The organism is Cupriavidus sp. (assembly GCF_057315035.1).
Genome location: NZ_DBHKYV010000014.1, coordinates 95591 through 108926, shown reverse-complemented (window position 1 = coordinate 108926; position 13336 = coordinate 95591). Strand labels below are relative to the sequence as shown.

General features: G+C 61.7%; 11 protein-coding genes and 1 riboswitch. Of the genes, 2 read left to right on the top strand and 9 right to left on the bottom strand.

The features are described 5' to 3' along the window. Nucleotides 1–59 precede the first annotated feature (59 nt). Both cuyB and ACO550_RS18495 read left to right on the top strand, forming a co-directional pair. Nucleotides 60–1499: a cysteate racemase gene (cuyB, locus tag ACO550_RS18500; protein ID WP_315594475.1), complete on the top strand. Its 1440-nt coding sequence runs from the start codon at nt 60–62 to the stop codon at nt 1497–1499. Nucleotides 1500–1687: 188 nt separating this feature from the next. Then, nucleotides 1688–2485 (top strand): metallophosphoesterase, encoded by a 798-nt coding sequence (locus ACO550_RS18495; protein WP_315594476.1) that lies wholly within the window; start codon nt 1688–1690, stop codon nt 2483–2485. A 39-nt stretch (nt 2486–2524) separates the two neighbouring features. Here the strand turns inward: ACO550_RS18495 and ACO550_RS18490 are convergent, their stop codons facing one another. From ACO550_RS18490 to ACO550_RS18450, 9 genes are all read right to left on the bottom strand, one after another. Next, nucleotides 2525–3973: a PepSY-associated TM helix domain-containing protein gene (locus tag ACO550_RS18490; protein ID WP_315594477.1), complete on the bottom strand. Its 1449-nt coding sequence runs from the start codon at nt 3971–3973 to the stop codon at nt 2525–2527. A 10-nt stretch (nt 3974–3983) separates the two neighbouring features. Further along, nucleotides 3984–6197: a TonB-dependent receptor gene (locus tag ACO550_RS18485; protein ID WP_485994925.1), complete on the bottom strand. Its 2214-nt coding sequence runs from the start codon at nt 6195–6197 to the stop codon at nt 3984–3986. A 33-nt stretch (nt 6198–6230) separates the two neighbouring features. After that, nucleotides 6231–6477, bottom strand: a riboswitch (cobalamin riboswitch). 212 nt (nt 6478–6689) lie between these two features. Next, entirely contained in the window at nt 6690–7430 is a 741-nt protein-coding gene (locus tag ACO550_RS18480; RefSeq protein ID WP_315594479.1) for a UTRA domain-containing protein, read from the bottom strand. A gap of 136 nt (nt 7431–7566) precedes the next feature. Next, the gene (locus tag ACO550_RS18475; RefSeq protein ID WP_315594480.1) at nt 7567–8583 is read right to left on the bottom strand and encodes a tripartite tricarboxylate transporter substrate-binding protein; all 1017 of its coding nucleotides are present in this window, start codon (nt 8581–8583) and stop codon (nt 7567–7569) included. Between the two features lie 68 nt (nt 8584–8651). Beyond that, nucleotides 8652–9692 carry an Ldh family oxidoreductase gene (locus ACO550_RS18470; RefSeq protein ID WP_315594481.1) on the bottom strand — a complete coding sequence of 347 codons (1041 nt, stop codon included), beginning with the start codon at nt 9690–9692 and terminating at the stop codon, nt 8652–8654. After that, on the bottom strand, nt 9689–10624 hold the full coding sequence (locus ACO550_RS18465; protein WP_315594570.1) for an NAD(P)-dependent oxidoreductase: 936 nt from the start codon (nt 10622–10624) through the stop codon (nt 9689–9691). The genes ACO550_RS18470 and ACO550_RS18465 overlap by 4 nt, the downstream gene beginning before the upstream one ends. Next, on the bottom strand, nt 10624–11799 hold the full coding sequence (locus ACO550_RS18460) for a UxaA family hydrolase (RefSeq protein ID WP_315594482.1): 1176 nt from the start codon (nt 11797–11799) through the stop codon (nt 10624–10626). The genes ACO550_RS18465 and ACO550_RS18460 overlap by 1 nt, the downstream gene beginning before the upstream one ends. Before the next feature lie 74 nt (nt 11800–11873). Then, nucleotides 11874–12155 carry a UxaA family hydrolase gene (locus ACO550_RS18455; protein ID WP_137923741.1) on the bottom strand — a complete coding sequence of 94 codons (282 nt, stop codon included), beginning with the start codon at nt 12153–12155 and terminating at the stop codon, nt 11874–11876. Nucleotides 12156–12297: 142 nt separating this feature from the next. Then, nucleotides 12298–13311, bottom strand: a complete 1014-nt coding sequence (locus ACO550_RS18450; RefSeq protein ID WP_315594483.1) for an alcohol dehydrogenase catalytic domain-containing protein — start codon at nt 13309–13311, stop codon at nt 12298–12300. Between the last annotated feature and the right edge of the window lie 25 nt (nt 13312–13336).

Here is a 13336-nt window from a genome sequence, read left to right as displayed (position 1 = left end):
CTAAGCTTAATTCTCCCCGCACGGAATCAGCCTCGAAACCGAACCTACTCACAGACGCAATGCAAGACCTTACCTTTGGAATCATCGGCGGCCTCGGGACGCTTGCCGGGGCTGATCTCTTCCTCAAGCTTGTGAAATGCCGCGCGGTAATGGCAGATCAGGGTCGCTATCACTTCTTGTTCGAGCAGCATCCGTTTCGAGACGTCGCCGCCCCGCTTACCCGTGATGCCGGCATGACAGGGCGTAAGCTCTACGTCTTCAAGACGTGCCAATCCTTTGAAAGCAGAAAGGTTGACGCGGTGCTCATGCCCTGCTTCGCATCCCACACCTTTCGCGATGAACTCCAGTCGGAGCTTTCGGTTCGCATTGTCAACATGATGGATGCGCTGGCCCAGGCGTTGCGTGACGCATTGCCGGACGGTGGACGCATTGGCGTCCTGACGTCAGATTACGTTCGCGTTGCGGGCTTGTTCGATACGCACTTCCGTCAACGCTATGAGATCGTATATCCGACTGCCACGACACAGGCTGCACTGATGGAGGCGGTGTACGGTGCAGACGGCATCAAAGGCGGGAACACCGAGGGCATCGCCCTGGAGCACGTCCATCAATCGTGTCTGGAATTGCTCGACGCCGGGGCCGCCTTGATTGTCCCGGGAATGACCGAACTTTCACTGGTCGCCACCGCGTTGCAACGTCGTGGCATCCCCATTGTCGATGTGAACCAGGTCTACGCTGACTATGCTACGTCCATGGCGGACGGACAAGTCAGTCCGGCCTTCAAGCTCGGCATCGTCGGCGGCGTGGGCCCTGCCGCAACGGTCGACTTCATGGGCAAGGTCGTGAGCAACACCGTCGCGACCAGGGACCAGGATCACATCAAGATGGTCGTGGAGCAAAATCCGCAAATCCCGGATCGCACCGCAAATCTTCTGCGCCACGAAGCGGACCCGACAGTTGCACTCTATGCGACCTGCAAACGTCTCGAATCCGAGGGCGCCAACGCCATTGCAATCCCCTGCAATACCGCCCATGCGTATGTCGAGCGGCTTCAACCGCATCTCTCGATCCCGATTGTGAACATGCTGACGGAGACCGTCGGGCACATTGTGAGCAAGTATGGAAAGGGCACGAAAGTCGGACTACTCGCGACGTCAGGCACAGTGGAGAGCCGGGTCTATCACGATGCCGCCGAGGGGCAGCTCGAGTTGATCACGCCGTCGCCCGACTTCCAGGACATGGTGATGGACGCCATCTACGGCCCGGCAGGCGTGAAGGCCGGCTACACGCAGGGGCACTGTGCCGAGTCACTTCGGGCGGCCATCGAGCACCTTCAAAGTAAGGGCGCACAAGTCCAGATCCTCGGCTGTACCGAACTGCCGCTCATTTTCTCGCAGGCCGACAGCTTTCCGGTCGGGAGCGCGAGCGTAGCACTGGTGGACCCAACCGATGTCCTTGCAAAACGGTGCGTCCAGCTAGCGACCTCCACCAAGGCGTAGTGCGAGCCACGCTCTCAGTCCGAATCAACGCCGGTACGATAGGTCGCTGGCGACATCAGGACATAAGGCGATGGCTAACCAGTATTTCGCCCAAATTCGGTGCACGCACAACCGTCCCTGACCTCGGCTAACATGCTCAAGGGACGAGCGACACATTTGCACACCAGCAGGGGAAGCCGGGAATACCGATGACATCGATCGCACAGGTTTCAGATATCCATGTTCGACCTCAGGGCATGCTTTACCAGAACCTGATCGACTCGAATGCCATGTTCCTGAGCGCCATCCATGCGCTCAACCGTCTGGACCCCGCCCCTGACACCGTCCTGATCTCCGGAGACCTGACCGACGACGGATCGCCAGAGGCCTATGCCATGCTGAGAGAGCTACTCGGGTCGTTGATCCACCCCTATGCACTCATGCCTGGCAATCACGACAATCGGGATGCTCTGCGGGCGGCATTTGGCGACCAGCCATGGTGGCCCGAGGCCGGCGAACTCAATTTTGGTTTCGACGTTGGCGCTGTGCATGTGTTGGCAGTCGACAGCACCGTTCCGGGCTTCCACCATGGCGAACTAAGCCCATCGACGCTTGCGTGGCTTGAACGTGAACTCGAAGCGAACCGGGACAGGCGAATCGTCATTGCGATGCATCACCCGCCGTTCGACACCGGCATCCCCTATCTGGACAAGTATGGATTGCGCGAGTCTGGCGTTGTCGATCAAGTATTGTCGCGGCATCGGAATGTCGACTTGATCATCGCAGGACACGTTCACCGTGCCATGCATGCGCGTCTAGGTACGATACCCGTGTTGACATGTCCGAGCACCACGACCCAGATTGCCTTGCGATTGCATGCCGATGCAAAACCAGCGTCGTACATGGAGCCCCCGGCCTTCATGCTGCATCGATGGGGAACAACTGGCGGCACCGTATCGCACCTATGCTACGTAGACCATTTCGAGGGGCCGATGCCGTTCGCGTGAGAAGATTGTTTCTTGCGGAACGAGTGCAGGCCCAGCGGCTCAGCGGCGCAGCCGCCGCCATCCCACCACCACGCCGCTGACAGACATCGCCAGGCCGACGATCGACAGTGCCCAGACCACAACATCCCACCAGGGACGGTTTTGCGTCAACGCCACGAAGTCGTAGCTGTGAACGGCGTTGAACAGCCAGCGGTAAATGCGGCGGCTATCGTCGCTACGGCCGATGACCTGCCCGGTCGCCGGATCGACGTAGACCCAGGTATGGCTGGCATCGTCGAAACCAATGCGCAGTACCGGGAAGCGGCGCGCATGGTGATGGCTGTACCAATAAGCATCGGGTTCGGTTTGCACATCTGTTGACGCGATGCGTGCCTCGGGCATCAGCGTCGCCGCGGCACGGATCAATGCATCGTCCCGCCACTGCAGCGGTGCACCACCGTGTGGATCGATCGCACGCACGTGTCCGTCACTCGAAGACGCCAGCAGCACCGGCCTGCCTCCCGTCCACGTCATGCGGATCTCGCGCACGCCATCACCAAGCGCGTGCCAGGCCGGTGTCGGGAATGACGCGGCCGCATGCCCGGCGTAGCGCTGCAGCGCCGCCCCTTCGAAACCGCGCCCATTGAACCACTGGTTCGGATTGACTGACAGCCAGCCCGAGATCAGCCAGAACAGCAGGAACAGCGCGCCGACAAGGCCCGCGGCGTGGTGCCACGCCATCCAGCCGTGATAGGGCGACGTGCCGCCCATGCTGCCGTGCGCAAAGCGACGCCGCACACGCAACCGCAACCAGCCAATCCAGATACCGCTAATGGCCACCACCACGCATGGCCCCGACGTCCACAACACCACTTGCCGCCACAACGGCGGATCCTTGCGGATTGGCGTGAAGTAGAGCCAGTGTGGCACCGCGCCCAGCCAGTTCCAGAAGCGTTCGGTGCGGTGTGTATCGCGCATGACCTCGCCGGTCTTCGCCGAGACGTAGAGTTCGGTGCCAAGGCCGTCGTCGATAGCGAGGCGGTGCAACGGCCGCCAGGCGTTCAGCCCATTTGGCACGGTCCACTGGTCGCGCTCGGCCGTCTCCAGCCACTGCGCCGGCTTGCCGGCAAACCGTTGTGCGATAGCCTGCGCCGTGGTTGCGTCGATTTGCGAGATCACTCGGCCATCGACCGCGGAAACGGTGTACGGCCTGCCCTTGCCATCGATCATGCGATAGACGGGTAGATCGCCCGCCATCTCGAGCCGCAGGCTACGCGGGAAGGTATCGAGCCCCGCCGCTACCATGGCTGCGTCGGGCGTGGTGGCGATCGAGCGCAGCGCCAGCGGCGGCAGGCCGGCCAGCCGTTCGGTATCGGTCAGCGCGGGAAATCCCACATACATCATGACCAGCCCCGAGCCAAACCACATCGCGATCAGCAGGCAGCCGGCTATCCCCATCCAGCGATGGATCAGGTACAGCCAGCGCTTCACCCTGAGCTTGCGCCACACGGCCGCGGCCTCAGAAGTAGAAGTTGACTGACAGCTCGGCCGAGCGAGGACGCCCCAGCAGCCATTGCTGGCCGCCGTTCGAGAACGATTCGGCGTAATCGCGGTTAAACAGGTTGTAGACGCGCAGCGTCAACGCCGCCTGCTTCGACACGCGCCACGACAGTGCAGTGTCGACCGTTGTGTAGCTTGGTACGCGCACACGATTGGCAGTATCCGCATAGCGGCCACCTACGTAACGCAGGCCCGCCCCCAGCGTCCACTGTGGCACGAAGTTCCAGGTCAACCACGCATTGGCCGCCTGCTGCGGTACGCTGGTCGGCACATTGCCGGCGCGCGACACCAGTACGCCACCGACCGATTCGTTGAAGTCGTCGTAGCGCGCACGCAGCACCGTACCGTTGACATCCAGACGCAGGCCGCGCACCACTTCCACGCTGGCTGAGGCTTCCAGTCCGCGTGACGATTGCTCTCCTACCTGCTGCGTGATGGTCGGATTGACCGGGTCACGCGACAGCAGATTCTTCTTGCGGATCTCGTAAGCCGCGAATGTCCATTCACCGCGATTGCCCCAGAACGCCTGCTTCACACCCACTTCCACCTGCTTGCCGGTGGCCAGTTCGAAGTTCCGTTGCGCATCGGACGTAGTAATCAGCGCGCCGAGCGGATCGGTGGCCGTGGCGTACTGCGCATAGACCGACAGGCTCGGTGTGAACTGGTACACCGTACCCACGCGCCACGTGGTATTGGCGAAGGTCTTGTCCCAGGCCGTGTTGGCCACCAGATCGGTACGGGTCATCGCCGCATGGTCGAAACGCACGCCACCGATCACGGACCACTTCTCCGTCACGGAAATGCGATGTTCGCCGAACAGCGCGTACTGCGTGGTGTTGGTGCGGAAACGCGGTGACGTAACGATGCCCGGCGGACTGAAGAACATTCCCGGATCAAAGTCATACGCATTGACCGTCGACGAGCCGCCATACGGCGAGTTGTTGGAATGCGTGAAATTGATCTTGTTGACGTCGAAGCCCACCGTCGTGGCGTTGTCGAGGCCGAACAGCCTGCTCTTGACCGTGATGTCCGCGCGGTTGCCCACCTGTTCCTGGTCGTGCAGGATTTCCAGGTAGTCGGTACGGCGTACCTGCGAGGTGGCCGGCAGGAACGTATAGGTCTCACTGTCGCGCCAGTGCCGATGGCTGGTCAGGTAATAGAACTGGTTGCGCACCGTGACGCGGTCATTGGGCGTCCATTCGGCGTTCAGGCGCGTCCAGCGGTCGCGATAGCTGATCTGGGCATCGCCCACGTTGTAGTTTTTCTTGCGCAGCGAAGTATCCAGGCTGCCGTTCACCAGTGGCGTGCCAAGGTACTGCTGCGGATGCTGGGTGCCGTCGTCATAGGACAGCGTCAGGTTGAAGTCCGGGTTGACGTCCAGCCGCACCGACGCCGACACCATCAGGTTGTTCGAGTCGCCGCGATCGACCCAGCCGGCCGAGCGGTTGTAGGCGGTGGCGAAACGGTACGACAGGTTGTCATTGACCTTGCCGCCGCTGTCGAACGCCACGCGCGCGGTTTTTTCAGTGCCGCCAGTGATCTGGAGTTCGTTCTCGATCGGGCCGCGGATCGGCTTCTTCTGCACCACGTTGACCACACCGCCGATTGCCCCTTCGCCATACATGACCGAAGCGGGACCACGCAGGACCTCGATGCGATCCACCGACCAGGTGTCGAACGGGAAGGTGACGGTGCCCGACGCCACGTACATGCGCGTGCCGTCGAGCAGTTGCATGACCGAGCCCTGCCCCGCGAAACCGCGCGCGGCCAGCGACGTGCCGCCGTTGCCCGGCGCCGGGTTCGCCGTGATACCGGTGGCCCGGGTGACCGCTTCGCGCACGCTCAGGTCGCCGCGCGCGCGAATCGTTTCGCCGATGAGCACTTCAACGCTCGCGGGTGTTTCCAGCGGCGTCAGGCCAAGCCGGCTGCCGGTGTATTCGGGCTTCGACAGTGCGAGTCCGGGTTGCGCGACCTCGCTGACCGTGATGGCCGGGAGCGTGCTCTCCTTCCTCTCCGAAGGGATCTCCTGGGCAAATGCGTAGGGAAGGTTCAGGCCGGCAACGGTGCCGAGCGAGGCAGCCAGCAGGCGCGGCTGGCGTCCATACGACAAGCGCAGGCGGAATTGTGCCGAGCGCGAGCGGCCAGCGGAAAACGCAGACAAGTTGTATTTCATCGTGAAGCCGGACGACCCCGTCCGTGCAATGAGTGTCGATGATGACAACAGGCCGGTATCCGGGCTTGCAGGTTGGAAGCGTTCGCTTCCAGGATGCCATCGCCTTCCCGCGGCAGCAAAGCTGTTGCGCAGTGACTGTCGACTCGAAAACTCAGAGCCGACGTGATGGTTCCCAAACCTGCTTACCGTTGCGGGGGCAGCACAGGCTGGCCGAGTTTGCGGCGTTCCTGTTTCCCGTTTAACCAATGGGATTTCCCATCGGCACCTGCATCACGTTCGGCGCGCAAGGGGTACGCGCCGCGAGCGCATTCTACTCGTAACTATCCATTACGAGCCCAACTCCGTAACAGAAACAACACATTTTGGATTCGAGCCGGCGACAGAGGGCTCGATTTGATATCGAAGTTGGCGTATTTGGTAGATATCCAAGTCCGTCGATGGATTGGTGCGGTGAGACAGAGCATCCAACTTGTGAGCGACGCGGCTCAGCCGTCAAGGCTGCGACAGCGTGAACTCATGATGCGATGTGTTGAGCTTTGAGACGCGATACTCGATGCGTTCATCGTGGTATGAATACGCTACCCGCAAGACCAGCAGCAACGCACAGCCTTCAGGCGCGCCGATCAACTCACTATCTTCCTTGTCCGCCAGGGTCGCACGCAGCCGCTCCTCGGTGCGGATGATGTTGATGCCAAACTCATCCTGATAGAAGTTGTATAGCGTATTCGGTCGCTCACGAAGTTGCGCCTCCGTGAGCGTCGGGAACCTGTCTGCCGGTACCGTAATGTCATCGATCATGACCGGCGTTTTCTCCAGCGAAAGCGCGTTGGAGAACCTGAAAACGGGGTCACCGACCGATAGTCCCAGCGCCGCTGCTTCGGCCTTGTCTGCCTTGGCACGTCGGAACTTCACAAGCCGCACGGTTGGATAGTCGCGATGCCCGTCCTGGCGCACCACACGGAAGAACCGGAAGAAGTGGTCTTCCAGCCGATGCGTTGCTACGAACGTGCCCCGGCCCTGATGGCGAATCAGGATGTTCTCCGCCACCAGCTCATCGATCGCTTTGCGCAGTGTCCCGACGGAAACGCCGAACCGCTCGATCAGCTTCCGTTCCGACGGAATTGCTTCGGCCGGCTTCCACTCGCCTTCCGAAAGCGCGGCCAGAATGGCGCGTTTCACATCCTTGTACAAAACGCCACCAATGGAAGCGCTGGCGTCGAATCTGGAACCCACGACGAATATCCTCAGGTTATGCGGTTTCAAAGCCGGCAAGCCGACATTCATATAGATAAACTACATGATACTGAACTTGCTCCCAGCCCCCAAGAAACCGGTGCGTCCCATTGGCAACCAGCGCGGAACATCGATGTCACTCAACCCGGATGCGCTTCTCTTCGATGACTTTGGCCCATCGCGTCACTTCCGTACCGAAGTACTCGGCAAACGGCGGACCGCTTTGCGGTGCCGGTGTGAAGCCCGCTGCCGCAATGCGCTGGCGCACCGATTCATTTGCCAGCATGCGCGCCACGGATGCGGAAATTTTCTCCACAACGGGGCGCGGCGTACCGGCTGGCACCATCAGGCCAGTCCAGTTCTCAACAATCAGGTCGGGATACCCCGCCTCCGCGACGGTCGGCACATCCGGAAGCAATGGGTGACGCTCGCGGGTGGTGACCGCCAGGGCCCGCAGTTTCCCGGCTTTCACGTACGCCAGCGATTCCGGGAAATTGGAGAAGACCACATCGATCTGGCCACCGATCAGATCCGTCATGGAAGGCGCGCCGCCCTTGTATGGCACGTGCGTCAGGTTGACCTTACTCTGGCTTTCGAACAGCGCAAGCGTCAGATGAGGCGGCGTGCCATTCCCACTAGATCCGGCATTCAATGTCGACCTTTGCGCGGCGGCCGCCAACTCCTTCATTGACTTGATCGGAGAATTGGCCGGGACCACCACCACCATGGGCGACGAAGCGACTCGAACGACAGGCAGCAAATCCTTCTGCATACTGAACGGCAGCGTGGGAAACAGCGTCACGTTCGACGCATGCGTCAGCGTTACCGCCAACCATGTGTAGCCGTCCGCAGGCGCTTTCGCAACCTGGTCTGCCCCGATGTTGGCATTGCCACCGGGCTTGTTGTCCACGACGATGGGCTTTTTCCATTCTTCCGACAGTTGCTGGGCCACCGTGCGCGCCATGAGGTCAGTCAGGCCGCCTGCGGCGAACGGAACCACATACCGGATTGGCTTGTCCGGATAACTCGCCACGCCATCCTGCGGCGCTGCCGCAGCCACGGTTTGAGGCCCTGCCAGGGCCGCGATCACTGCCAACGTCGTGAACGCACAGCAAAAGCTTCTGCGCGCGCCAAGGTTAAAGCGTCGATGCATGGTTTGTCTCCTTTGTGGTCGTCAGCCCGTCTTACGCAGGCTCGCCGCTGCTCGGATGATGAAATGCGCTAGGCTTTGATTGATTCTCCTGCCGACTCCCCTGCTGTCTCTCCTGCCATTGTGCGAAGCTCGCTCCACAACGCGTCCGGGATCTCTACTCCATGTTCTGCGGCTTCCTTCTGGGCGCGATGCCGCCGTGCGCCCGGCAGGCGCGCACCTTCGTCGCCCAGCATGGCGCTTAGCAGGGCTTCCACACGCTCCGCGTAGGCTTCGCTACCCGCGAATGCGCCGGGATCCAGCACCAGGAATAGCTGGCCGATGCGCGGGCGATTCCCTGCGTCTTCGAAGAACGAATCGGCTTCCGCACCAAACTGCGCGCCGGCCAGCGATGTCACCAGCAGTTCGACCATAAGCGCCAGCATCGCGCCCTTGACTCCGCCAGCCGGCAACATGGAACCGCGCAGCGCTGCCTTGGCATCGGTGGTTGGCTGACCGTTCTCGTCCAGTGCCCAGCCCAACGGGATTGCCTTTCCTTGCTTGGCGGCGACCATGATCTTGCCGCGCGCCACCTCGGACAACGACAGGTCGATCACGACGGGAGCCTTGCCGCGCCGCGGAAAGACGGCCGCGATGGGGTTCGTCCCGAACAGCGGCCGCTTGCCTCCCCATGCGGGCATGGCTGCCGGAGAGTTGCCCATTGCAATCCCGATCATGCCTGCCTCGGCAACCGCATCGAGCGGCAACGCCGCCGCGCCAAAGTGGTGGCTATTGGTGACCGCGGCAACGCCGACCCCGGTCACACGGGCGCGTCCGATAGCCTCTGTCACAGCAAGGTCGCAAGCTGCGAAGGCGAAACCGCAGCGCGCGTCGACAAGCACCGCACTAGCACGTTTGGCACTTGCAGTTGGCTCGGCATTGCCGTCAACCCGGTCATGGCGAAGATGTGCCACATACATCGGTACACGGGAAACGCCGTGCGATGGCAGCCCTGCTGCATCGGCGCGTGCCAGCGCGGCTGCCGTTGCCGAGGCTTGTGTCGCGCTCGCACCGGCACGACGCAAGGCTGACGCCGCAGTACGCTCCAGGACGTCAAGGCGAACAAGAGTCATGTGCTTGCCTCCAGGGTTTTCCGCACTTCGTTGGCGATCATCATCGACACACGGGCATTGGCCTCCTGCGTGACTCCACCGATATGAGGCGTAAGGATCAGGTTCGGTGCGTTGACGAGCGGGCTGCCGGCAGACAATGGCTCGACCTCGAATACGTCCAGCGCAGCGCCGCCGATATGTCCCGCACGCAAGGCATCGGCCAAGGCAGATTCATCCACCACGCCACCTCGGGCGGTGTTGATCAGCACTGCGCCCGACTTCATTGCCGCGAGCCGGCCCACATCGATGAGGTTGCGCGTGGCGTCGACGAGCGGCACATGCAGGCTCACTGCATCGGCCTGTGAAAGCAGTTCGTCGAAGGTCACGCACCGCACACCTGTTGCTGCCCACACAGGATCGGCCGCGGCGAGCATCGGATCGTGCGCGATCACCTCCATGCCGAAGGCCTTCGCCAATGACGCCGTGCGCCTGCCGATATCGCCGAAGCCCACCAGACCGAGCGTCTTGCCCAGGGCCTCCCTGCCATCGGACAACTTCGCGCGCGGCCACTTGCCAACTGCCACCTCTGCAGTGGAAAGGTAGGCGCCGCGTAACAGCACGGCAGCCGTGGTCACCACGTATTCGGCCACGGACCTTGCGTTCGCACCGAGTGCCGGGATGACGCGAATGCCGCGTTGGCGACAGGACTCGACATCGATGTTGTCCAGGCCGACGCCGAGCCGACCAACAACCTTGAGCTGGCTAGCCGCCGCCAGCAGCGCCGCATCGACCTGGGTGCGGTTGCGCACGATCAGCCCGTGCGCATCGCCCAGGCCGTCCAGCAGATCGGCGCGCTGGTCCACCCACCCCGGTTCGTATTGCACGTCGAAACCAGGGGTGAGCGTCTGCACCGCGGCTGAGTCCATGAACTCGCTGATGCAGATTCGCTTCATCATGCGGACTCGTGGATGCGGGTCAGCACGAATTCGCGGTGACCAAGTGCTTCGGCAGCGGTCCAGCGACCGTTGATGGTGGCCAGCATGCATTCGAGCAGCTTGTCACCGGTCTGGTCCAGCGTCTGCTCGCGCTGCAGAAGTCCCGAGCAGTCGACGTCCATGTGTTCGCTCATCAGGCGCACCGTGCGCGGATTGGCACACAGCTTGATGACGGGGACGATCGGGTTGCCGATCACGTTGCCCTGCCCGGTCGGGAAAAAGTGTACGACGTAGCCGGCGGCCGCGCACAGCGTCACCATCTCGGCAGCGGCAGACGATGAGTCCATGAACCAGAGACCCGGGTGCGTCGGCTCTTCCGCCTTGTCAAGGACGCCATCGACGGTGCACAGTTTGCCGATCTTCTGGATATTGCCCAGCGCCTTTTCCTCGATGGTCGTGAGGCCGCCGGCGATGTTGCCCTTGGTCGGCTGCGACTCCGAGAGGTCCGAGGTTTTCCAGCGATCGATCATGCCCTGATAGCGTTCGAACATTGCCATGAACTGGTGACGGACTTCGTCGTTCGCGCAGCGGTTGGCCACGATATGCTCGCCACCTGTCAGTTCCGAGGTTTCACCGAACACCAGTGTCGTACCGAGCGGATGAAGCTTGTCGAATGCATTGCCGACCGTCGGGTTGGCGCCGCAGCCGGACGTGGTATCCGATTCACCGCACTTGGTTGAGATCCACAGATCGCCGATCGGGCATTCAACGCGGTGCTGCGACGTGGCGTACTGCACGAATTCCTTCGCGGCCTTCGACGCACGCATGATGGTCTCGTGATCGCCGTGGCCTTCGATGCCGAAGCCCACCACCGGCTTGCCCGTCTTGGCGATGCCATCGACCACCTTCTTGGTCCAGCCATCTTCAATGCCAATCACCACCACCGCTGCGACGTTGGGGTTGCTGCCCGCGCCGATCAGCGTACGGAAATGCAAGTCCAGGTCCGGACCGAACTGCAACCGGCCATAGGGATGGGGAATTGCCATGGTCCCCTTGATGGCCACCGCAACGGCTTCGGCGGCGGCGTTGGACAGGTCGTCCAGCGGCAGGATGATGACGTGGTTACGGACACCCACGCGACCATTGTCGCGGCGGTAGCCCCAGAACGTGGTGTTTTGATCGATTACGGACATGACGGGGTCCTCAGGTACTTTTTGCAGGGAAGCGGTTTCGGTGACTACGTGACTAACGCGCAAGCCGGCGTGGCTTACCAGCGCTTCGTCTTGATGTTGTGGACGTGAGCGTGCTCGCCGGCCTTGATGGGCGCCACGACCTTGCCGATGTCGATGCCGTACTTGTAGACCGTTTCGTTCAGGGCCATATCGCGCAGCGCGACCTTGTGCCCGATTGGAATCGGTTGCAGCGCGGTCACGGTCACCACCTTGTCTTCATCCATGATCCAGGCGTTGAGCTTCGTGCCGGGCTCGATCCCTTCGACCACTGCCACCGCAACGGTGTCCTTGGCGTCATGCAGTACTACGTGAATCATTTTTGTCTCCTTCGTGTGGGTCAAACGTGAAACCGTGAAAACATCGTAGGCGCTAGATTCATCCATGTCAACTAGCTCATATATATGAGTTGAATGACCAAAAAAATCCGGGAGCTCTTTTCGAGAGCACCCCGGCAGGAATTCAGCCGAGTTCGGGGATCAGCACGACCTTTCCCGCCGCGACGCGCCCTGCGGCAAGATCGGCAAAAGCAGCCGGGCCGTCTGCCAAAGCCCGCGTTTCCACCCATTCGAGGGATCCGAAGCTGCCATGTTCCAAGGCCCGTACGGTGGCATGCATGTCCGCCATCGTATAGGTGTAAGTCCCTAGCAGCGTGATCTCAGCCAACGTCAGCTTGCGCATGTCGATCTCGCTCGACCACGCCTGCAAACCAATATGCATGATCACGCCCCCAGGCCGCGTTGCCGCAATCGCCAGATTGCGGGTGGGCGCCGCCCCGACCGCGTCGATGACAACATCGAAACTGGATTCGCCTGGGGGATTGGCAATCGGATCGATCACCTCGCATCCGAGATGGCGGCTGACGGACGCCCGCCTCAGTGAATTGGTTTCCGCAATGCATAGATGCCTGCATCCATACGAATGCACCAGCGCCCCGGTCAACATGCCGATGGCCCCCCCGCCAATGATGAGGACACGCGCCTCCGGCAAGGGCCGCGTCAATGCCCGCATGGTCAGGTTGATCGCATGTAGCGCCGTGGCAGCCGGCTCGGTCAACGCAGCAGTTACGCTCGGCAATGAACCGGGAATCGGAATTGCACATCGCGTTGGTATCGCCAGGTACTCTGAAAGCGCTCCCGGCCGGTTCATTCCAATCATGCCCCGGTTTGCGCAGAGGTTGTCTCGCCCCTGAAGGCAGTAGTCGCAATGACCGCAGGTGACAAGAGGATTCGCTGTGACGCGCTGCCCCACGGGCATGCGGGATTCATCGGAGGAAGCGACGATGGTTCCGGCGAACTCGTGGCCCAGGACCAGCCCCGGCTTGCGGCGGGGATCGTGGCCATGGTACGCGTGAAGGTCCGACCCACATATTCCACTCGCATCGATGCGCAATAGCAGTTCGCCGGGTACCAGGGTCGGCATCTCGCGGTCAAGTACCGCGACGGCGTCAGGCTCAGTGTAGACAATGACTTTCATTGGATTTCTCATCCGTATTGGACGG